The 19560-nt window shown below is 55.8% G+C and carries 18 protein-coding genes, 2 tRNA genes and 2 rRNA genes (1 of these 22 only partly in view); 17 read left to right on the top strand and 5 right to left on the bottom strand.

The window, feature by feature from the left end; all coding sequences use genetic code 11:
- The 11 genes from QE432_RS04155 to QE432_RS04105 all read left to right on the top strand — a co-directional run.
- Window positions 1-6: transfer RNA gene (locus QE432_RS04155), tRNA-Ala, on the top strand; it begins 70 nt to the left of the window's first position.
- A gap of 659 nt (window positions 7-665) precedes the next feature.
- Window positions 666-3472 (top strand): 23S ribosomal RNA (locus QE432_RS04150).
- 221 nt (window positions 3473-3693) lie between these two features.
- Window positions 3694-3808: ribosomal RNA gene (rrf, locus tag QE432_RS04145) — 5S ribosomal RNA — on the top strand.
- 288 nt (window positions 3809-4096) lie between these two features.
- Window positions 4097-4173: transfer RNA gene (locus QE432_RS04140), tRNA-Met, on the top strand.
- A gap of 310 nt (window positions 4174-4483) precedes the next feature.
- Window positions 4484-4918, top strand: coding sequence for an acetyl-CoA carboxylase biotin carboxyl carrier protein (locus QE432_RS04135; protein WP_306623404.1), 435 nt, complete (start codon window positions 4484-4486; stop codon window positions 4916-4918).
- Window positions 4918-6306 (top strand): acetyl-CoA carboxylase biotin carboxylase subunit, encoded by a 1389-nt coding sequence (gene accC, locus QE432_RS04130; protein WP_306623402.1) that lies wholly within the window; start codon window positions 4918-4920, stop codon window positions 6304-6306. Before QE432_RS04135 ends, accC begins: the two co-directional genes overlap by 1 nt.
- Window positions 6303-6731, top strand: a complete 429-nt coding sequence (locus tag QE432_RS04125) for an acetyl-CoA carboxylase (protein WP_112681632.1) — start codon at window positions 6303-6305, stop codon at window positions 6729-6731. The genes accC and QE432_RS04125 overlap by 4 nt, the downstream gene beginning before the upstream one ends.
- Window positions 6728-7435 carry a 5-oxoprolinase subunit PxpB gene (pxpB, locus tag QE432_RS04120; protein WP_112681631.1) on the top strand — a complete coding sequence of 236 codons (708 nt, stop codon included), beginning with the start codon at window positions 6728-6730 and terminating at the stop codon, window positions 7433-7435. The genes QE432_RS04125 and pxpB overlap by 4 nt, the downstream gene beginning before the upstream one ends.
- Window positions 7432-8427: a biotin-dependent carboxyltransferase family protein gene (locus QE432_RS04115; protein ID WP_112681630.1), complete on the top strand. Its 996-nt coding sequence runs from the start codon at window positions 7432-7434 to the stop codon at window positions 8425-8427. The genes pxpB and QE432_RS04115 overlap by 4 nt, the downstream gene beginning before the upstream one ends.
- A gap of 30 nt (window positions 8428-8457) precedes the next feature.
- Window positions 8458-9225, top strand: a complete 768-nt coding sequence (locus tag QE432_RS04110) for a 5-oxoprolinase subunit PxpA (RefSeq protein ID WP_112199404.1) — start codon at window positions 8458-8460, stop codon at window positions 9223-9225.
- A 49-nt stretch (window positions 9226-9274) separates the two neighbouring features.
- A complete protein-coding gene (locus QE432_RS04105; protein ID WP_065703391.1) occupies window positions 9275-10480 on the top strand; it encodes a pyridoxal phosphate-dependent aminotransferase in 1206 nt (401 codons plus the stop codon).
- A 45-nt stretch (window positions 10481-10525) separates the two neighbouring features.
- On the opposite strand, the gene nac is transcribed toward QE432_RS04105, so the two are convergent.
- Window positions 10526-11431 (bottom strand): nitrogen assimilation transcriptional regulator NAC, encoded by a 906-nt coding sequence (nac, locus tag QE432_RS04100; protein ID WP_003518016.1) that lies wholly within the window; start codon window positions 11429-11431, stop codon window positions 10526-10528.
- Between the two features lie 210 nt (window positions 11432-11641).
- Between nac and QE432_RS04095 the strand changes: the two genes are divergently transcribed.
- From QE432_RS04095 to QE432_RS04070, 6 genes are all read left to right on the top strand, one after another.
- Window positions 11642-12421: an SDR family oxidoreductase gene (locus QE432_RS04095; RefSeq protein ID WP_112681639.1), complete on the top strand. Its 780-nt coding sequence runs from the start codon at window positions 11642-11644 to the stop codon at window positions 12419-12421.
- Window positions 12418-13125: an amino acid ABC transporter permease gene (locus QE432_RS04090; protein WP_003518018.1), complete on the top strand. Its 708-nt coding sequence runs from the start codon at window positions 12418-12420 to the stop codon at window positions 13123-13125. Before QE432_RS04095 ends, QE432_RS04090 begins: the two co-directional genes overlap by 4 nt.
- Window positions 13122-13880, top strand: a complete 759-nt coding sequence (locus tag QE432_RS04085; RefSeq protein WP_003518019.1) for an amino acid ABC transporter permease — start codon at window positions 13122-13124, stop codon at window positions 13878-13880. Before QE432_RS04090 ends, QE432_RS04085 begins: the two co-directional genes overlap by 4 nt.
- Complete coding sequence (locus QE432_RS04080; protein ID WP_003518020.1) at window positions 13877-14638, top strand: amino acid ABC transporter ATP-binding protein; 762 nt, start codon at window positions 13877-13879, stop codon at window positions 14636-14638. Before QE432_RS04085 ends, QE432_RS04080 begins: the two co-directional genes overlap by 4 nt.
- A 30-nt stretch (window positions 14639-14668) precedes the next feature.
- The gene (locus QE432_RS04075; RefSeq protein WP_019566615.1) at window positions 14669-15505 is read left to right on the top strand and encodes an ABC transporter substrate-binding protein; all 837 of its coding nucleotides are present in this window, start codon (window positions 14669-14671) and stop codon (window positions 15503-15505) included.
- Between the two features lie 101 nt (window positions 15506-15606).
- Window positions 15607-16281, top strand: coding sequence for a 4-carboxy-4-hydroxy-2-oxoadipate aldolase/oxaloacetate decarboxylase (locus QE432_RS04070; RefSeq protein WP_003518022.1), 675 nt, complete (start codon window positions 15607-15609; stop codon window positions 16279-16281).
- A 211-nt stretch (window positions 16282-16492) separates the two neighbouring features.
- Here the strand turns inward: QE432_RS04070 and speB are convergent, their stop codons facing one another.
- From speB to QE432_RS04050, 4 genes are read right to left on the bottom strand one after another with little or no spacing between them, the layout of a single operon-like run.
- Window positions 16493-17446 (bottom strand): agmatinase, encoded by a 954-nt coding sequence (gene speB / locus QE432_RS04065; RefSeq protein ID WP_013761977.1) that lies wholly within the window; start codon window positions 17444-17446, stop codon window positions 16493-16495.
- Window positions 17447-17465: 19 nt separating this feature from the next.
- On the bottom strand, window positions 17466-18248 hold the full coding sequence (locus QE432_RS04060; protein ID WP_003518027.1) for an amino acid ABC transporter ATP-binding protein: 783 nt from the start codon (window positions 18246-18248) through the stop codon (window positions 17466-17468).
- A gap of 1 nt (window position 18249) precedes the next feature.
- Window positions 18250-18900 carry an amino acid ABC transporter permease gene (locus QE432_RS04055; protein WP_174046115.1) on the bottom strand — a complete coding sequence of 217 codons (651 nt, stop codon included), beginning with the start codon at window positions 18898-18900 and terminating at the stop codon, window positions 18250-18252.
- Window positions 18897-19547 carry an amino acid ABC transporter permease gene (locus QE432_RS04050; protein ID WP_306623397.1) on the bottom strand — a complete coding sequence of 217 codons (651 nt, stop codon included), beginning with the start codon at window positions 19545-19547 and terminating at the stop codon, window positions 18897-18899. Before QE432_RS04050 ends, QE432_RS04055 begins: the two co-directional genes overlap by 4 nt.
- Window positions 19548-19560: the final 13 nt, after the last annotated feature.

Genomic DNA, 19560 nt, shown 5'->3' with positions numbered 1-19560 from the left:
CCACCAATCGCTAGCGCGATTGGTGAGGTTATGTCTTGAGGCTGTCGCGGCTTTGCCGCTGCGCTCCAGACGGGCCGGCCAATGATGGCCGACGGCCGACCGGCCTGTGTGGGTGGATTGATCGGTGAGTTGAATATCCTTTTGAAGAAATAAAAGTTTGCATCTTCTGCTAAGGAAGATGCCTGTTCTGAATACATTGTGAAGAGAAGATATGTCTGGAAGCGTCCAGGTGTTTTGGGTTTATGCCTGAAACGTCCGAGACCAATCCTTGTGAAACCATGTGATGGCTTAGTCGGCCGGAATTGGTGGAGGGGTTGGAGGTAGGAAGGATCGCTTGTCCGAGGCATTTTTGTTGTTGGAGCATTTGCTCCTCTGATGGGAATGCTGGATTGATGTTGCCTGACCGCGCATCACCGGATGATATCTCGAGAAGCTGGTCTTAATGATACGACCTCGAAGTGCACCGGCGTGCCTTCAAAGAGGATTGTATCGAACACGTCGATGTCATCAGGAGATGATCTGGTTGTAAAAGGTAACCGGATTTTGCTGGTTTGCGGCTACCGAGAGGTGACCGTATGGCCGGATTTGGAACCCCTTCGAGCGCAAGCGAGGAGGATCAAGAATTCCAAATCAAGCAAATATGGATGAGCATAGACAATGAGAACGAAGAAGTGAATTAAGGGCATTTGGTGGATGCCTTGGCATGCACAGGCGAAGAAGGACGTGATACGCTGCGAAAAGCCGTGGGGAGCTGCGAATAAGCTTTGATCCATGGATCTCCGAATGGGGCAACCCACCTTAAATGCTTGGAAAATCCAGTCTGTTTTATGAACGGCCTGGGTTTCCAAGCATTGTTATAAGGTATCTTACTTTCGAATACATAGGGGTAAGAAGCGAACGCAGGGAACTGAAACATCTAAGTACCTGCAGGAAAGGACATCAACCGAGACTCCGTAAGTAGTGGCGAGCGAACGCGGACCAGGCCAGTGGCAATGATGAATAAAGCGGAACGATTTGGAAAAGTCGGCCATAGAGGGTGATAGCCCCTTACGCGTAGAACAGTCATTGTCCTTGAGTAGGGCGGGGCACGTGAAATCCTGTCTGAACATGGGGAGACCACTCTCCAAGCCTAAGTACTCGTGCATGACCGATAGCGAACAAGTACCGTGAGGGAAAGGTGAAAAGCACCCCGACGAGGGGAGTGAAATAGAACCTGAAACCGGATGCCTACAAACAGTCGGAGCCCGCAAGGGTGACGGCGTACCTTTTGTATAATGGGTCAACGACTTAGTGTAACTAGCAAGCTTAAGCCGGTAGGTGTAGGCGCAGCGAAAGCGAGTCTGAATAGGGCGATTGAGTTAGTTGCATTAGACCCGAAACCGAGTGATCTAGCCATGAGCAGGCTGAAGGTTGGGTAACACCAACTGGAGGGCCGAACCCGTATCTGTTGCAATAGATTGGGATGACTTGTGGCTAGGGGTGAAAGGCCAATCAAACTCGGAAATAGCTGGTTCTCCGCGAAATCTATTTAGGTAGAGCGTCGACCGAATACCCTCGGGGGTAGAGCACTGGATGGGCTATGGGGACTCACCGTCTTACTGATCCTAACCAAACTCCGAATACCGAGGAGTACTAGTCGGCAGACACACGGCGGGTGCTAACGTCCGTCGTGAAAAGGGCAACAACCCTGACCTCCAGCTAAGGTCCCCAAGTCATGGCTAAGTGGGAAAGGATGTGAGGATCCCAAAACAACCAGGATGTTGGCTTAGAAGCAGCCATCATTTAAAGAAAGCGTAACAGCTCACTGGTCTAAATAAGGGTCTTTGCGCCGAAAATGTAACGGGGCTAAAGCCATGCACCGAAGCTGAGGATGTGACAGTTGTAGTGACTGTTGCGTGGTAGCGGAGCGTTCCGTAAGTCTGTGAAGGCGGACCCGTGAGGGCTGCTGGAGATATCGGAAGTGCGAATGTTGACATGAGTAACGATAAAGGGAGTGAGAGACTCCCTCGCCGAAAGACCAAGGGTTCCTGCTTAAAGTTAATCTGAGCAGGGTTAGCCGGCCCCTAAGACGAGGCGGACACGCGTAGTCGATGGGAACCACGTTAATATTCGTGGGCCTGGTGGTAGTGACGGATCTCGTGTGTTGTACATTCTTACTGGATTGAATGTGCGGCGAAGAGGTTCCAGGAAATAGCTCCACCGTATAGACCGTACCCGAAACCGACACAGGTGGTCAGGTAGAGTATACCAAGGCGCTTGAGAGAACTATGTTGAAGGAACTCGGCAAATTGCACGCGTAACTTCGGAAGAAGCGTGACCCCATTTTACGCAAGTATGATGGGGTGGCACAGACCAGGGGGTAGCGACTGTTTATCAAAAACACAGGGCTCTGCGAAGTAGCAATACGACGTATAGGGTCTGACGCCTGCCCGGTGCTGGAAGGTTAAAGGGAGGGGTGCAAGCTCTGAACTGAAGCCCCAGTAAACGGCGGCCGTAACTATAACGGTCCTAAGGTAGCGAAATTCCTTGTCGGGTAAGTTCCGACCTGCACGAATGGCGTAACGACTTCCCCGCTGTCTCCAACATAGACTCAGTGAAATTGAATTCCCCGTGAAGATGCGGGGTTCCTGCGGTCAGACGGAAAGACCCCGTGCACCTTTACTATAGCTTTACACTGGCATTCGCCAAGGCATGTGTAGGATAGGTGGTAGGCTTTGAAGCAGGGACGCCAGTTCTTGTGGAGCCATCCTTGAAATACCACCCTTATCTTCGTGGATGTCTAACCGCGGTCCGTTATCCGGATCCGGGACAGTGTATGGTGGGTAGTTTGACTGGGGCGGTCGCCTCCGAAAGAGTAACGGAGGCGCGCGATGGTGGGCTCAGACCGGTCGGAAATCGGTCGTCGAGTGCAATGGCATAAGCCCGCCTGACTGCGAGACTGACAAGTCGAGCAGAGACGAAAGTCGGTCATAGTGATCCGGTGGTCCCGTGTGGAAGGGCCATCGCTCAACGGATAAAAGGTACGCCGGGGATAACAGGCTGATGACCCCCAAGAGTCCATATCGACGGGGTTGTTTGGCACCTCGATGTCGACTCATCGCATCCTGGGGCTGGAGCAGGTCCCAAGGGTATGGCTGTTCGCCATTTAAAGCGGTACGTGAGTTGGGTTCAGAACGTCGTGAGACAGTTCGGTCCCTATCTGCCGTGGGTGTAGGAATATTGACAGGATCTGTCCCTAGTACGAGAGGACCGGGATGGACGTATCTCTGGTGGATCTGTTGTCCTGCCAAGGGCATAGCAGAGTAGCTATATACGGAATGGATAACCGCTGAAGGCATCTAAGCGGGAAACCAACCTGAAAACGAGTGTTCCCTATCAGAGCCGTGGAAGACGACCACGTTGATAGGACGGGTGTGGAAGCATGGCAACATGTGAAGCTTACCGTTACTAATAGCTCGATCGACTTCTTCGTTCCCATTGTTCATGCTCATCAAAGACGAGCATCATCTGTTCTGTCCTGACGCGCATAGCGCTCCGGACGGGCCGCGCCACAGGGCGCGACGACCTCTGGTCTGTATGGCAAACATACGGGAAAGGTCGCAGAAAGACGTGTTAAATTAAATGAAGCGCAAGCTTCCCAGCTTCTCGAAACAACACTCATGTGAAAACATGAACTGTGTTGCGTTTTGCCGACCTGGTGGTTATCGCGGGGCGGCTGCACCCGTTCCCATTCCGAACACGGCCGTGAAACGCCCCAGCGCCAATGGTACTCCGTCTCAAGACGCGGGAGAGTAGGTCGCTGCCAGGTCTGCAAAACGCAACAAATATCTTCTCAAGCAAACTCTTCGGCCCAGCCGATACAAAGGGCCGCTCAAAGCGGCCTTTTTGCATTGCGGAACATGAAAACATAAGGAAAACGCAACGTGCGTCCCTTAAAGGAGACAAATCGCCTTCGGCAATTTGCTCCGGAACTATACATCACAGCGTCCCTGTGATGCAGTCGCGATAAATCCAATACGGATTTACGCTGGTCGCGATAAATCCCATAGGGATTTACGCTGGTCGCGATAAATCCAATAGGGATTTACGCTGGTAACGCGGGGTGGAGCAGCCCGGTAGCTCGTCAGGCTCATAACCTGAAGGCCGCAGGTTCAAATCCTGCCCCCGCAACCAATATCTTCAAGACTATCAACAACAAAGCCCTCCCATCCCCGAGGGCACTTTGCGTTTAGGGCCTTGGATACCGCAAATGACTTGCTGGTGGTACAGCCCCGTGGGGCTCTGATGGCGTGCAGCGGTCGATCCATTACGCACACTCGAGCTTCGCGAACTCAACGGGCTCACGGCCCCTATTCATTGAACACCTCCATCAAAAGTTCTTCTGACCCCATCAAACAGCCTATCGTGCTAGGTCTAAGGCAGCCGAAAGTGACCCCGATCGTGCGGGATTACCGGGTGGCTTTGGACAATGCCGAGTACGCTTATGGACCTGCCAAAGATAAAGACGCTGATTGATTTTGTCGGACGAACGAACGTCACCGAACTCATGGTGACAGAGAAAAGCGTAACTGTGCGGATATTCAAAACCGCACCTCGAACAGAGACTGGCAGCAATGTCTCGGTCAAAGCCGAGGATGACGCCCTGATCGATCAGTCGGAGTCGATCCTTCCTGCCACCATATCGGCGACCTCCGTTCATGCTCCGATTTTTGGCGTTTTGCATCGCGCTTCCGCGCCAGGACAACCTTCATTTGTCGAGGCTGGAGATGTGGTCGAAGAGGGGCAGGCCCTCTTCATTATCGAAGCCATGAAAGTCTTCAATAAAATTGTTGCGCCACGCGCTGGCCGGATCACCTATCTGACGGAGGTTGATGGTGGCGAGGTTGAGGCAAATGATTTGCTGGCGGAGATCGCGTAATGGCGGAAGGTCTCAATACCACATCGGATATGCCGGGTTTCGACACGGTCCTGATTGCCAACCGGGGTGAAATTGCTGCACGCATTCAGCGCGCCTGCCGCGAATTGGGCTTGAAGACCGTGGCCATCTGCTCTGAGGCGGACAGGCAGGCTCTATATGGTCAAACGGCTGATACCTTCCTTTGTGTTGGCCCGGCGAATGCTGCCAAGAGCTATCTCAATCAGAATGCCATCTTAATCGCTGCCCGTCTGACGGGTGCGGGTGCGATCCATCCCGGTTATGGATTTCTGTCCGAAAATGCCGCCTTTTCTCAGGCTGTCGAAGATGCCGGTCTCGTATTCATCGGTCCGGACGCAAGGTCGATCTCCACGATGGGCGACAAGATCGCTGCCAAACGGGCAATGATTGCGGCCGGTGTGCCATGTGTACCTGGACCGGATACAGCGCTTCCCGAGGATGCCGCAACGGTTGAGCGTATCGCGAATGAGATCGGCTATCCAATCATCATCAAGGCTGCGGGTGGTGGTGGCGGGCGTGGAATGCGAGTAGTGCAGGAAGCTGCCTTGCTTCATGAAGCCATTACCTTGACGGGGGAGGAGGCGAGGCAGGCTTTTGGCTCTGCTGTCCTCTACATGGAGAAGTTTCTCCAGCATCCCCGTCATATCGAGATACAGGTCTTGTGCGACACGCACGGCAATGCCGTCTGGCTTGGTCACCGCGACTGTTCGATGCAACGTCGTCATCAAAAAGTGGTCGAAGAAGCGCCAGCGCCTGGAATTTCGGTCGATGTGATCCAGCCGGTTGGTATGGCTTGCGTCGAGGCTTGCCGACAGATTGGCTATCGCGGGGTGGGAACTTTCGAATTCCTGTTTGAAGACGGCAAGTTCTATTTCATCGAGATGAATACGCGCTTGCAGGTCGAACATCCCGTCACGGAAATGACGAGCGGCATCGACATCGTTCAGGCCCAGATCAAGGCGGCGCAGGGTAAGCCTCTGGACTTTCGGCAGGCAGATGTTGTCTGCGACGGACATTCTTTCGAATGCCGGATCAATGCCGAAGATCCTGATAAGTTTCTCCCCTCGGCAGGCATCGTGACCGATCTTGTGCTGCCGGAAGGAGAGGGGATTCGCGTCGATACGCATATCCATGTCGGCTACCGGGTGTCACCCTATTATGATTCCTTGATCGCCAAGTTGATCGTACATGCGCCGACCCGTGCTGAAGCCATGGTTAGGATGCGCCAAGCGCTTGCGGGTACACGGGTGGAGGGTATTTCGACCAATCTTCCGCTCCTGCGCGCCCTGTTTGAGGACGACGCTTTTGCGCAGGGCGAAACAGACATTCACTATCTTGAACAATGGCTAAAAGAACGGAGCGCAGCATGAGCAGGCCCGACTTTAGCGACCCCGTCTTACTCACAGCTTTGACCGATATGCTGACGGATGCAGGCGTGGATGGCGTGGAAATCACGACGCCTGAGGGTCAGGTACGCATTATTGTTTCTGCTTCGGCAAGATCTGCAATTTCCGTCGCTGGCACTGTTTGCTCACCAAAGGCCGCTGTTTCGAAAGTGGTGGCAAAAGCGCCGATTGCCGGTCTCTTCTGCTCTTCTAAGCCTGCTCTGCCTGCAAAAACGCAAAATCTTCCGCGTTTGGTTGCTGCAGATGACGTGATTGGATTTATCCGGATCGACCACATTCTCATCCCCGTTGTCGCGGGTCGTAACGGTTCGCTCGTCAATCAGCTTGCCGTGCAGGATGCTCTGGTTGGTTTTGGTGATCCGCTGTTCGAAATCGAGCTTCAATCATGATTGCGACATCGAACACTCTAGCAACTCGTCACGAAATCCAGCCCGTCATAAAAGGCCAGGCGCGCGTTTCGTTCATAGGCTCCCGGTCATTCTTGCTCGAAGCATCCGGCGAATTTGATCTGCCAGCACAACGCTGGATCTGGGCGCTTTCGCAAACGGTAAATGTCTGGGCAGGTGTTGCGGAAGTCATTCCCGGCATGACGAACCTTTTGGCGATTTTTAAGGAAACGCCTGAAGATCCAGAGTTCATCGTGTCCCAGTTGCTCGATGCCTGGGATAAAGCAGCCAGTCTGGATATTGTCGGGAAGACAGTTGAAATACCGGTACATTATGGGGGCGAATACGCTGCCGACCTTCCAGCCCTCTGTGATTTTTCAGGGCTGAGCGACCGCGAAGTCGTGCGGATTCACCATGAGGCGACCTACCGCGTCTTCGCGCTTGGGAGCGCGCCGGGCTTTGGTTATCTGCATGGTCTTGATGCGCGCATCTATATGCCCCGAAAAACCGTGCCATCGATCAAGATGGAAAAGGGTTGCGTGACGATCGGTGGAATGCAGACGGGTGTGGCGATGTTGACCGGACCGAATGGGTGGAATTCCATCGGTTACGCCGATTTGCAGATGTTCGATCCCGCCTCTTCTGCGCCAGCTCTTTTGGCACCCGGAGATACGGTTCGCTTCATACCTACAGGGATCGAGCTATGATCGAAATCATCGAAACCGGCCCCTTCAACACCGTGCAAGACCTCGGTCGCCCCGGTTACCGTGACATCGGGGTTTCTGCTGGCGGTGCCATGGATCCTCTGTCGCTCAAGATCGGCAATATTCTGACCGGTAATGCCGCAGATGCTGCCGTCATCGAGGTCCAGACTTTTCCATTCAAATTGCGTTTTACGAAAACAGCAACATTTGCCGTTACCGGGACGGATGGGCGCCCGTTGCTTGACGGGAAAGAGCTGCTTTCCTGGTGCGCTCATATCGGCAAGGAAGGTCAGATACTGGAACTGAGGCAGCCGCCGAAACTCGCCCGCGCTTATGTCGCGGTTACGGGCGGGGTGGACGTTCCGGTTTTGATGGGATCTCGAAGCACGGCACTGCGCGGCAGTTTCGGCGGTCACGATGGGCGACCGCTTGCAAAAGGTGACAGGCTGGAAATAGGGGCTTCCGCCGATCTTTTACCACTACCATCAAACGGGCTTGGTGTAGTTGAGCCTTCCGTGGCTTTGAGCGATATTTTTCCGCCTGTGGTGGACGGCGTTTTGCCGATACGTGCTATTCCGGCCGGTGAACAAAAGCTGTTTGCCAATGATGGCGAGGAATTCTGGAGCCAGATCTGGCGCATATCCTCCCGCAGCGACCGGACCGGTTACCGGCTGTCGGGTGATCCTATAAAACCGACGGAAACCATCGAAATGCGTTCCCACGGTGTGATGCCGGGCGTTGTACAGGTGCCGCCAGGTGGCGAGCCGATCATCCAGATGAGCGATGCAAATACGGCGGGCGGTTATCCAAAGATTGCCGGCGTGATCGAAGCCGACCTGTGGCGGTTAGGACAGGCACGCCCGGGTGGGAAGATCAAATTCGTGAAGTCCAATCACGAGGAAGCGCGTGTGGCCGAGCGGGCAGTTGCGAAATACGTCGATGATGTTCGCCAGACCTCACAAATGGTCAAGCGAGCGCTGAATGCGATGGGTTGACGGACAACCAGGGAGCAAAGGGAGGAAACGATGAAGATCGATCTGAACTCCGACATGGGCGAAGGCTTCGGTCCTTACCGGCTCTGTGACGACGAAGCGATGATGAAGATCGTATCGTCGGCTAATATTGCCTGTGGTTTTCATGGCGGCGAGCCAGATACCATGGCGCGAATGGTTCGCCTTGCCAAAGAAAATGGCGTTGGCATTGGCGCGCATCCGGGATTGCCTGATAGGGCAGGCTTCGGCCGACGCGAAATGCCCTTTCAGCCGGATGAGTTGAGACAGCAGATGCTCTATCAGCTCGGGGCCTTGATCGCGATTGCCAAAAGCGAAGGCGTCGAAGTGGGGCACTTCAGTTTTCATGCGGCCATGGGCAATATGGTCAATCGCGACCCGGCGCTTGCCGATATGATGATGAATGCCATTTCTGCCGTTGATCCGAAGCTTGTGGTGTTCGTAACGCCGGACAGCGAAATCGAGAGAGCGGCAAAACGCGCTGGATTGAAGACCCTGGCATTGTTTTTGGCCGATCGCGCCTATGACGCCAAGGGAAGCCTTGTCGCGCGGGGTCTTCCCGGCGCGCTGGTCAAGGATGAACCATCGGTGCGCGCCCGTGTCCGCCGGTTCCTGACCGATGGCACGGTCAAAGCCATCGATGGCACGATCATCACAATGCCGGCTCGCTCCATCCTCGTCCACAGCGATACGCCCGGTTCACTGGAGCTGGCGCGTATCGTGCGTAGTGAAATCAGCGCCTCCGGCGCAACGCTCGCGCCTGCCGCAGAACTCGCGTCTTAATGGGCCTCTGGTTGGCCCGTTCTCTAAATCTTACTGAAAGATCATGCAGATGCCCTCTACATCAGACCGCCTGAAAAACGTTTCCATCTCCGCTTCCGCCGCCATGACCCAACGCGCCAGAGAGCTGGCCGCGCAGGGTGTCAAGGTGGTCAGCCTCTCCTCAGGTGAACCGGACTTCCCGACGCCTGCTCACGCAATCGAGGCAGCGCACGAAGCAGCCCTTGGCGGGCAGACGAAATATCCACCGATGGATGGCACGCCTGCGCTGAAAGCCGCGATCGCCAGAAAGTTCAAGCGGGACAATAATCTGACCTACGATGCCAGCCAGATCATCGTTTCCGCAGGCGGCAAACAGGTAATTTTCAACGCCATGCTTGCAACCTGCAATCCCGGCGACGAGGTCGTTATTCCCACCCCGTCATGGGTCAGCTATGCGGATATCGTCAAATTCGCAGGGGGTGTTCCCGTCGCTGTGCCGTGCGTCGAACAAACCGGTTTCAAACTGCGTGCCGAAGATTTGGAAGCTGCGATTACGCCACGTACGAAGTGGCTCATTCTCAATTTTCCCAACAACCCCACCGGCGCCGCCTGTTCCCGCGCGGAGATGAAAGCAATCGCAGAGGTTATGCTGCGTCATCCCCATGTCTGGATCCTGACTGACGATATTTACGAGCATCTTGTCTATGATGGCTTCGAATTCGGCACAATTGCCGATGTGGAGCCGCGGCTTTATGACCGCGTTCTGACAATGAACGGCGTGTCGAAGGCTTACGCCATGACGGGATGGCGTCTGGGCTATTGCGCCAGCGGCTCGAAGGAACTTATCGCCGCAATAAGCAATGTAAACGGTCAGAACGGCGGTGGCATTGCCACTGTTTCGCAGGCGGCAGCGATTGCAGCGCTGGACGGTCCCCAGGATCTTCTTAAAGAACGCGCCGCTATCTATCGCGACCGTCGCGATTTTGTTCTGAGCAAACTCGGCGAGATTGACGGTTTGCGCTGCCATAAGCCGGAAGGCGCTTTTTACCTCTATCCCAATATGTCTGGGCTTATCGGCAAGACCACCAAGGGCGGACGCAAAATCGAAGGTGATGTGGATTTTGTGATGGCGCTGGTGGATGAGCATCACGTGGCAACGGTACAGGGCGCCGCCTATGGTATGAGCCCATACTTCCGGATCTCCTATGCAACGAGCATGGAGATGTTGAGCGAAGGTTGCGCCCGCATTGCGCAGTTCTGCCAGGATATGCGTTGATCCTGAAAACGATCCTTTGGCTCGGCTGCCGGGCCAAAGGATACTCTAAAGTTTCAATTTTTCCGTCAGTTCCACCAGAATATCCTTGACGGCAAAAGCCGGCTCAGACAGCGAATTCTGGTCGGACATGCAGAGCGACAGTGTTTCTTCGATCCGTGGCGACAGCAGCCGGCAAATAAGTGGTTCGCTCGTTTCCGAGACGATCCGGTTGGCTATCGCTTTTGGCATGATGGTTGCGCCGAGACCACTGGCAACGGCGCGGGCAAGCGTCCTGACGATTTCCACTTCCGCGACGACCTTCAGATTGATCCGGCTGCGGGTAAATGCCGTGTCTACAGCGCGCCGGACAAAATTATACGCGGGTGGCATCAGCATGGGCATGCCATCAAGCGCGGCGATCGGCACCGGTTTTGAATCCGCTTCGATTGCGAAATCGCGATGTGCGACAAGATAAAATTCTTCGCTGAGCATGGGCTCGAATTTTACGCCCTTGATTGGTCCGACCCCATGGATCAAAGCCAGTTCCAGACGTCCATTCATGATCATCTGGCTATAGGTTTGTCCCACACTTTCCGTCAGGTGGATCAATATCCCCGGATGTCGCTTGCGCGTTTCCGCCAACAGTTCCACGGAAAGCGTTGCAGCGCTGCTGAATGGGACAAGACCGACAGAGACGCGTCCCGCAATTGAGTTACCCGCCGCCGATACGTCGACCTGCGCCTGTTCCATCTGGCGCAATATGATCTGTGCATGGCGGTAAACGGCATGTCCCGCATCCGTCATCGTCACGCCCTGCTGGCTGCGGATGAGCAATTTCTGGCCGAAATGATCTTCGAGCGCGGCTAGTTGCTGGCTGAGTGCCGGTTGCGCCAGATGCAGAATATCTGCGGCGCGCGTGATGCTGCCACTGTCTACGATGACGATGAATGATTTGAGACGTCTTATATCCATGCTTGGCGCAGCTTACAGGCTCGCACGCGTTTTGCAATCTGGGCGCCAGAGCGGAAAGCTCCTGCCTGGAACAAGAACATCCTGGAATCCCGTCTCTAATTGCCTGTTTGCGGGTCTCCATAAAACTTACTTATTACTCCAAAAATAATCGGTCTTAGGCAAGCAGGGAAAGCTTCGCTAGTGTTGATGGTAACAAAAAAGGGGATCAGAATGCCATTCTCCGATTACAAGACCGCTTTGGTCACCGGTGCTTCATCCGGTATCGGTGCCGCTGTCGTCGAGCGGTTTTGCCGCGAAAACATTGAAGTCCACGCGGTTGCCCGCAGCGCCGGCGCCCTGAATGAACTCGCCGAACGCACCGGCTGCATACCGCACGCGATCGACGTTACCGATCGCGCTGCAATTGCCGATCTTGCAAACAAGGTGCAGTTCGACATTCTCGTGAACAATGCCGGCGTCGACAGGCCGAAGAAGTTCCTTCAGGCTGATGCGGAGGATATCGACCTTTTGATCGATGTGAATCTCCGTGCCGTTCTCCACATCTGCCGGCTGATTGTTCCGGGCATGGTGGAGCGTGATCGCGGGCATGTCGTCAATATCTCGTCCATCGCCGGAAACTATAATTTCGGCGGCAACTCGACCTATCATGCCGTTAAAGCTGGTGTCGCCATGCTTTCGAACCAGTTGAGGCTGGATGCATTCGGCAGACGCGTCCGCGTAACGGAGATCTGCCCCGGCCGCGTGGCGACGGATATCTTCACTCACGTTCACGGCAACGATCCGAGCGTGCGCGAGCGCTTCATCGATGGTTTCGAGTTGCCGAAAGCGGAAGATATTGCCGACGCGATAGCCTTTGCCGTCGCCGCGCCAGTTTCCATGAATATCGGCCATATGGAAATCACCCCGACATTGCAGGTTATGGGCGGACTTCAGACGGCCAAACCGCAGACTGGGGCGCAAGCTGACGCAGCGAAGGAACAAAAGCCGTGAGCGGTTTCGACCTGTCGGCAATCCTGAGCGACCCGCAGTATATTGCAATGCTCTGGCACGGATTGCAGATGACCTTCGTCATCTTTATCGGGTCCTGGTCTCTCGCGATGACGCTTGCGCTGGTCCTGTTATGCGTGCGGTTTTCATCGTCGCGTTTTGCTGATCGCGCCGTGGCGGCCTATGTTTCCTACCACCGCAATGTGCCCACACTCGTGCAATTGATGCTGTGGTACTTCGGGATATTCACGCTCCTGCCTTCAGGTTTGACGGACTGGCTGATCGGTCACAATGCCGAAGCGATCTTTGCCGTGGTGGGTCTTGGTCTCTGTCAGGCAGCCTATTTCAGTGAGGATCTGCGTTCAGGCCTGCGCTCCGTCAGCCCGGGACAGATGGAAGCGGCCAAGGCATTGGGCCACGGTTATCTCTCCGCGATGCGCTTCATCATCATGCCGCAAGGCGTGCGCAATGCCCTGCCGCCGCTCATCAATCACAGTGTCTCCTTGTTCAAGAACAGCAGCCTCGCCCTCATTATCGGCGCTTCCGAATTGACGCATGCCATCAAGGAAATTGAAAATCTCAGCTTCCAGACCTTCGAGATCTATCTTGTCGGAACTGTTCTGTACCTCTTCTTCTCGCTGTTGATCATGGGTGCCGGTGCGTATCTTTCGATGCGCCTTGATCCGGCGTGGAGGGCACGCGGATGATCGGCGACATGATTACCATCGTTCATGACAACTGGTTGCTGCTGCTGATCGGGCAATATCCGAACGGCCCGCTTGGAGGGCTTGCGAACACGATCATCCTGTCTGCCCTTGCCATCGCACTGGCCTTTCCTGTCAGCATCCTTATGGCGATGGCGCGCCTGTCCAAGTGGCGGCTCCTGCGGTGGCCGGTCACGGGGCTGGTCTATGTCACGCGCGGCGTGCCTTTGCTCATGCTCATCCTGTGGAGTTATTTCCTCGTTCCGCTCTGGACCGGCGCAGACGTGCCGAGCTTCGTCATCATGTTGACGACGCTTGTCATCTATCAGGGCGCATTTCTCAGCGAAGTCGTAAGAGCGGGTATTGTCGCTCTTGGTGCCGGGCAGATGGATGCGGCGAGAGCGCTTGGCCACAGCTATCTCGGTGCAATGCGCTTCATCATCTTGCCGCAGGCGCTTTACAACATGATCCCCAGCATGATCTCGACATTCGTCGCCACGATCAAGGATACGACGCTCGGTTACGTCATCAACGTACCCGACCTCACCTTTGCGGCAAGTCAGGTCAATAATCAGCTTCTGACCCAACCATTCCAGGTCTTCCTCATCCTCGCGGTTGTCTACTACGCCATTTGCTGGAGCTTGACGTATCTCGCAAATGCCGTCGAGCGGCGTATCGCCAAACGCCGTGCCGGTGTGGTCGGTCGCCGGCAACAGGCATTGCAGGCGCAGGCGAAAATCATAACGGAGCAGCCATGACAAACACGGCATCATCAACACAGCAGACCATCCGCATTTCCAATGTCTGCAAGAGTTATGGCGACTACGAGGTTTTGAAGAATGTCGACGCCGAAGTCGCGCGGGGCGAGGTTATCGTCATCTGCGGCCCTTCCGGCTCCGGCAAATCCACATTGATCCGTACCGTCAATCGTCTCGAAGAGATCAACAGCGGATCCATCACGCTCGATGGGCAGGATATTCACGCGGCAACCAAGACAAAGGAACTCAATCTTCTGCGCAGCAGAGTTGGTTTTGTGTTCCAGAATTTCAATCTCTTTCCGCACCTGTCTGTTGTCGAAAATGTCACGATTTCCCCGATCCGGGTGAAAGGCGTCGCACCTGATGTTGCCCGCCAGAAAGCTTTGAAGCTTCTGGATCGGGTAGGCCTCTCCGACAAGGCCGGGGCCTATCCGGGGCAATTGTCTGGCGGTCAGCAGCAGCGCGTGGCAATTGCGCGTGCGCTGGCCATGGAGCCGCCCGTCATGTTGTTCGATGAACCGACAAGCGCTCTCGACCCGGAAATGGTTGGAGAGGTGCTGGCCGTCATGAAGGGGCTCGCGGCAGAGGGCATGACCATGCTTTGCGTGACCCACGAAATGGGCTTTGCCCGTGAAGTTGCCGACCGCATCTGGTTCATCGACGCCGGCGAAATTCTCGAAAAAGCGACGCCGGAAGAGTTTTTCACAGCACCACGCCATCCGCGCGCGCAGCGGTTCCTTTCCGATCTGCGCCACTGATACCAATCAATCATAAGAGGAGAACTGACCATGAACTGGAAATGCCTGACACTTACCGTTGCACTGGCTGGAACCGCTCTCGCGTCACCAGCGGCGGCTGATCAACTCGATACGATCATGGCGAACAAGGTGCTTCGTTGCGCAACCTTTGCTGATGTCGTGCCATTCGCGGCACCCGATCCGAAGACCCGTGAAATGGCCGGTTTTGACGTTGATCTTTGCAACGCGATCGCCAAGGAACTGGGCGTGAAGGCCGAAGTCAAACCGGTGTCGGTGGAAGCCCGTGTGCCGGAAGTCAAGCTTGGCCGCGTCGATATCACCGTCGCCAATCTCGCCTACACACAAAGCCGCGCCGAGCAGATTCAGTTCAGCGATCCCTATTATCTCGCCAAGGAAATGCTCATCGTGCCGGTTGATGATGCCGGCAAGAAGAAGTCGGATTACGAAGGCCAGCGTGTCGCCTCCACCAAGGGCTCGACCTCTGAAATGTCTATCAAGCTCAACAAGTCCGAGCCGCTGACCTTCCAGGATACTGCCTCTGCCTATCTTGCCGTTCAGCAGGGCAAGGCGCGGGGTATGGTGGCCAACACCATGACCACCACCAAGTTCGTCAATGAATCGAAGACCAAGGGCAAACCGATGCGCATGATCGAGGAGCCTATGCTCTATCAGCCGATCGGTGTCGGCATGGCAAAGGACAATCCTGCCCTGACAGCGAAAATCAATGAAGTGCTGCGCACACTCGACGCCTCCGGCGAGATAAACAAAATCTGGGACAAGTGGCTTGGCCCGAATACCGAATACAAAATGACCCGTACGGACAAGGTCGTCCCGCTCTCCGAGCTGAAATTCGACCCGATCCCCTGATCCCGCCTGGCTTCAAGCCACGGCAACGATTGACACATGACAATTAAACTCAATGCGAGTGGCGGGACGTTCCCGCCGCCAGCCTTACCGTGGGAGGTTTTATGATCCACATTAAAGATATAGCAGAACGGCCAAGCAAGGCAGACATCGAAGCCCTTTCGAAGTTTTCGCCGGCAACCATCCACGAGGCACAGGGTCGCAGGGGCGCACTTTCCTCCCGCATCAAGCCTGTCGATTACCGCATGAAACTGTGTGGTCCCGCTTTTACCGTCAAATGCGCGCCGCGTGACAACATCATGTTGCAGCTGGCCATTAATTACGCCAAGCCCGGCGACATCATCGTGGTTTCAGCTGGTGAGTACGAAGAGGCTGGTTCCTTTGGCGACGTGCTGGCAAATGCCTGCCTTGCAAAGGGGATCGGTGGTCTGGTGACGGATACCGGTGTGCGTGACACCTTGCAGCTTCGAGACCTTGGCTTCCCTGTATTCTCGTTCAGCGTCTGCATCAAGGGTACCGTCAAGGAAACGATTGCCGCAGTAAACGATACGATCATCATTGGCGATGAGATCGTCAATCCCGGCGACATCATTGTTGGCGATGCGGACGGTTTGGTGGTTGTGCGTCGTGCTGACGCTCAGGAATCGGCACGTCTTTCGCAAATTCGCGAAGATGCTGAAGCGGGCTTCATTGAAGCTTACAAGCAGGGCAAATCCGTTATCGAGGTTAGCAATCTGGAGCCCGTCCTGAAGGCAAAGGGGCTTGTCGTCGATATCTGATTTTTGTGTGGTGCAGCGAGGCGCGTTTGGCGTTTCGGGACTTTTAAAACCGTCGCAACCATAGCTACAATCAATGCAAACAAAAGCCCTCCCCCCGCGGAGGGCTTTTGGCTTCACGTCTGACGAGACCATCGAACTCCAGGAAGCCCCAAGGGCGGCCCTTCTTGCCCGCTGCGTGGCCAAGGATCCAGTATCGGCGGATCGCGGTTTTTTATGCGTTCCGAGCTATGAAGATACGTCCGATCGTGTTGAGTAGAATCTGTGCAGCCAGAATGGCGGTTGAGCCGGTGTGATCGTAATCAGGCGCGACCTCGACCAGATCAATGCCGACGATCTCGCCACGCTTTGCAAGACCTGCAATCAGTTCCAGTACCTCGTAATAGATGAAGCCGCCATGGCTCGGGGTCCCGGTTCCTGGCGCGATGGACGGGTCGAAGCCATCGATATCGATCGAAAGATAATAGCGCTTGCCCGCGGGGATGCGCTCCACTACGGCGTCCACGCCGAGTTTGCGGATCTGGCGCACGGAGAGAATATCCGAGCCCTGGGAGCGGGCATAGTCGTATCCTTCCTTTGCGGTGGAGGAGACGTTGCGGATACCGAGCTGGGTCATTCCGGTGACCCACGGTTTTTCCGAGGCGCGGCGCATGGGGCTGCCATGTCCGAAGCGGACGCCGTGACGCTCATCGACGAAATCCAGATGCGCGTCGATCTGCACCAGATGGATCGGCTCCTGATCGCTGAAGGCATTGATGCAGGGGATATTGATGGAGTGGTCTCCGCCAAGCACCACAGGCAGTGCGCCGGCTTTAAGGATCTTGCGGACGCCGAACTCGATATTCGCGTGGCTGTTCACCGTATCGGTATGAACAATGTCGGCGTCGCCTATATCGACGATCTTCACGCCTTCCAGATATGTGACGTCGTCCTCGTGATCGTAGGCGCCCGCGTGGCCGAAGGAAAACAGGGTGGAGGCCTCACGGATGCTGCGCGGCCCGAAGCGGGCGCCGGGGCGCCATTGCGTCCCAAAATCGAACGGGGCACCGAGAACCGCAACATCCGCGTCGATCGCGTCCCAGTTTTCAACGTAGGGACTTTTGGCAAAGGTGGAAATACCGACGAATGGCAGGTTCAATCGTCCGCCGTCATAGCCGTGGGCAGTCATGAAAATGTCCTTTCAGATATCAAAGTGCGCGCTCGCGCCAGGTTTGCAGAAATTGTGAAAGGCGTTCGCTCTTCGGATTACTGAAAAGCGTCTGCGGCGCGCCTTCCTCAACGATCTTGCCGTCATCCATAAAGACGACACGGTTGGCCGCATGCGCGGCAAAACCCATTTCGTGCGTGACGATGACCATGGTCATTCCTTCCGCCGCGAGCGTCTTCATGACGGAAAGCACTTCACCGACAAGTTCGGGATCGAGTGCGGAGGTCGGTTCGTCGAACAGCATGGCGCGGGGGTTCACCGCCAGTGCGCGGGCGATGGCGACGCGTTGCTTCTGCCCACCGGACAGGCCGTCGGGTCGGCGGTCAGCGAAAGCGGCAAGCCCGACTTTATCCAGCATGGCGCGGCCGCGCTTTATCGCTTCGGCCTGGGGAAGACCATGGACGAGCCTGAGCGCCAATGTCACGTTTTTGATGACGCTCATATGCGGCCACAGATGAAAGTGCTGAAAGACCATTCCAAGCGGGCGGCGCGTCTCTGCCAGTTCTTTCGGACCGGCGCGTTCGCGGCCAAGCGGGGTTTCACGCCAGCCGATCAGGCGGCCGAAGACATCGACATCACCCGCGTCATAGGGATCGAGAAATGCAAGCGAGCGCAGAAGCGTGCTCTTGCCCGATCCCGAAGGTCCGATGATGCACAAGACATCACCCATATGAATGTCGAGATCGATGCCTTTCAGAACGGTCTTGTCACCGAACCGTTTCTCCAGGCCGCGCGCGGAAATAACAACTGTTCGTTCGCTCATGTCAGGAGCCTTCGGTGGAAAGGCGGCGTTCGAGATAGAGGCCGAGCCGCGACAGGATTTCGACGATTGCCCAGTAGAGCAGGGCAATGGTGAGATAAGGGGTTACGACCGCGAAGGTGATCGAGCTGATCGTACCGGCGACCTTGGTCAGCTCGCTGAGCGTGATGACGGACAGAACGGCGGATTCCTTGACGAGATTAATGGCCTGGCCGACGGAAGCCGGCAGCGTCAGTGCCAGCGCCTGCGGCATCTGGATGTGGAGAAAGGTGTCGCCGGAGGTAATGCCCAGCATTCCCGCCGCTTCGATCTCGCCTCTTGGAACGGCATTGAAACCGGCGCGGAAAATCTCCGCAAAGGGGCCAGCGCCATAGAGGCCGAGACCGACGATGCCGGCGGCATAGGGGCTGAGGATCAGCCCCAATTGCGGGCCGCCATAATAGAAAAGAAACAGGATCAGCGCGAGCGGTGCGCCGCGGGCAAACTCCACATAAAGCCTTACCGGCAGGGAGATGGCCATGTACCGCGACCGTAGCGCCGCAGCCAGCACGATACCGATGATGATGGCCAGTGCGATACCCGCAATGGAAACTGTCAGTGTTGTGAACAACCCGGCCGCATAGAGAGGAATATCGTTCAGGAAGCCGGAAATCATCGCGTCGCTTCCTTTGTCAGGTGCCGTTCGACAAGGAGGCCTATTCCCGCAAGCAGCGCTCCAACAGCGACATAAAGCAGGAGAGCCGAGAGATAGGCGTCGAGTGGCCGGAAGGTGGTGGCTGCATATTGCTGGGCACGGCGCGTCAAGTCGGTGACGGCGATGACCGAAACGAGTGAGGAGTTCTTCACGAGAGCCTGTATCTCGCCGACAAGTGCCGGCAACATCGTTCTGAAGGCCTGAGGCACTTCAATGTGCAGGAATGTACGACCTGCGGAAAGGCCGAGCATGGCGGCGGCTTCCCGCTCTCCCTTTGGAATGGATTGCAGGCCTGCCCTGTATATCTCCGACTGGAAGGCGGCTGTGTTTAGCGCCAGCGCCAAAGTTGCGGCAGCAACCGGCGTCAGATCCAGCCCCAGAAGTGGCAGGACGTAGAAGACGATCAGCAGCTGGACTAGAATGGGCGTGCCTCGCCAGAAGGAGATGTAGAGACCGGATGCCAGGCGGGGCAGGCGGCCGCTGCGACCGCAGGCCGCGAGGAGAAGGGCCAGCGGCGCTCCCAGAAAAAGCGCCGAAAGGCTGACGGTCAGCGTGGTGAAGAGGCCGTCCAGAAGAACCGGCCAGATGGCAAAAGATATCTTGTCCATGACCGGTTCGACC

Source organism: Agrobacterium sp. SORGH_AS_0745 (assembly GCF_030818995.1).
GTDB classification, from domain to species: Bacteria; Pseudomonadota; Alphaproteobacteria; order Rhizobiales; family Rhizobiaceae; genus Agrobacterium; species Agrobacterium tumefaciens.
Note: the sequence above shows the minus strand (reverse complement) of the source record. Positions and strands in the feature narration are given on the sequence as shown.

Excerpts from the sequence above, each read along its gene's own strand:
- QE432_RS04135 (WP_306623404.1), top strand. The coding sequence starts at position 4,484 with ATGGACCTGCCAAAGATAAAGACGCTGATTGATTTTGTCGGACGAACG.
- accC (WP_306623402.1), top strand. The coding sequence starts at position 4,918 with ATGGCGGAAGGTCTCAATACCACATCGGATATGCCGGGTTTCGACACG.
- QE432_RS04125 (WP_112681632.1), top strand. The coding sequence starts at position 6,303 with ATGAGCAGGCCCGACTTTAGCGACCCCGTCTTACTCACAGCTTTGACC.
- pxpB (WP_112681631.1), top strand. The coding sequence starts at position 6,728 with ATGATTGCGACATCGAACACTCTAGCAACTCGTCACGAAATCCAGCCC.
- QE432_RS04115 (WP_112681630.1), top strand. The coding sequence starts at position 7,432 with ATGATCGAAATCATCGAAACCGGCCCCTTCAACACCGTGCAAGACCTC.
- QE432_RS04110 (WP_112199404.1), top strand. The coding sequence starts at position 8,458 with ATGAAGATCGATCTGAACTCCGACATGGGCGAAGGCTTCGGTCCTTAC.
- QE432_RS04105 (WP_065703391.1), top strand. The coding sequence starts at position 9,275 with ATGCCCTCTACATCAGACCGCCTGAAAAACGTTTCCATCTCCGCTTCC.
- nac (WP_003518016.1), bottom strand. The coding sequence starts at position 11,431 with ATGGATATAAGACGTCTCAAATCATTCATCGTCATCGTAGACAGTGGC.
- QE432_RS04095 (WP_112681639.1), top strand. The coding sequence starts at position 11,642 with ATGCCATTCTCCGATTACAAGACCGCTTTGGTCACCGGTGCTTCATCC.
- QE432_RS04085 (WP_003518019.1), top strand. The coding sequence starts at position 13,122 with ATGATCGGCGACATGATTACCATCGTTCATGACAACTGGTTGCTGCTG.
- QE432_RS04080 (WP_003518020.1), top strand. The coding sequence starts at position 13,877 with ATGACAAACACGGCATCATCAACACAGCAGACCATCCGCATTTCCAAT.
- QE432_RS04075 (WP_019566615.1), top strand. The coding sequence starts at position 14,669 with ATGAACTGGAAATGCCTGACACTTACCGTTGCACTGGCTGGAACCGCT.
- QE432_RS04070 (WP_003518022.1), top strand. The coding sequence starts at position 15,607 with ATGATCCACATTAAAGATATAGCAGAACGGCCAAGCAAGGCAGACATC.
- speB (WP_013761977.1), bottom strand. The coding sequence starts at position 17,446 with ATGACTGCCCACGGCTATGACGGCGGACGATTGAACCTGCCATTCGTC.
- QE432_RS04060 (WP_003518027.1), bottom strand. The coding sequence starts at position 18,248 with ATGAGCGAACGAACAGTTGTTATTTCCGCGCGCGGCCTGGAGAAACGG.
- QE432_RS04055 (WP_174046115.1), bottom strand. The coding sequence starts at position 18,900 with ATGATTTCCGGCTTCCTGAACGATATTCCTCTCTATGCGGCCGGGTTG.
- QE432_RS04050 (WP_306623397.1), bottom strand. The coding sequence starts at position 19,547 with ATGGACAAGATATCTTTTGCCATCTGGCCGGTTCTTCTGGACGGCCTC.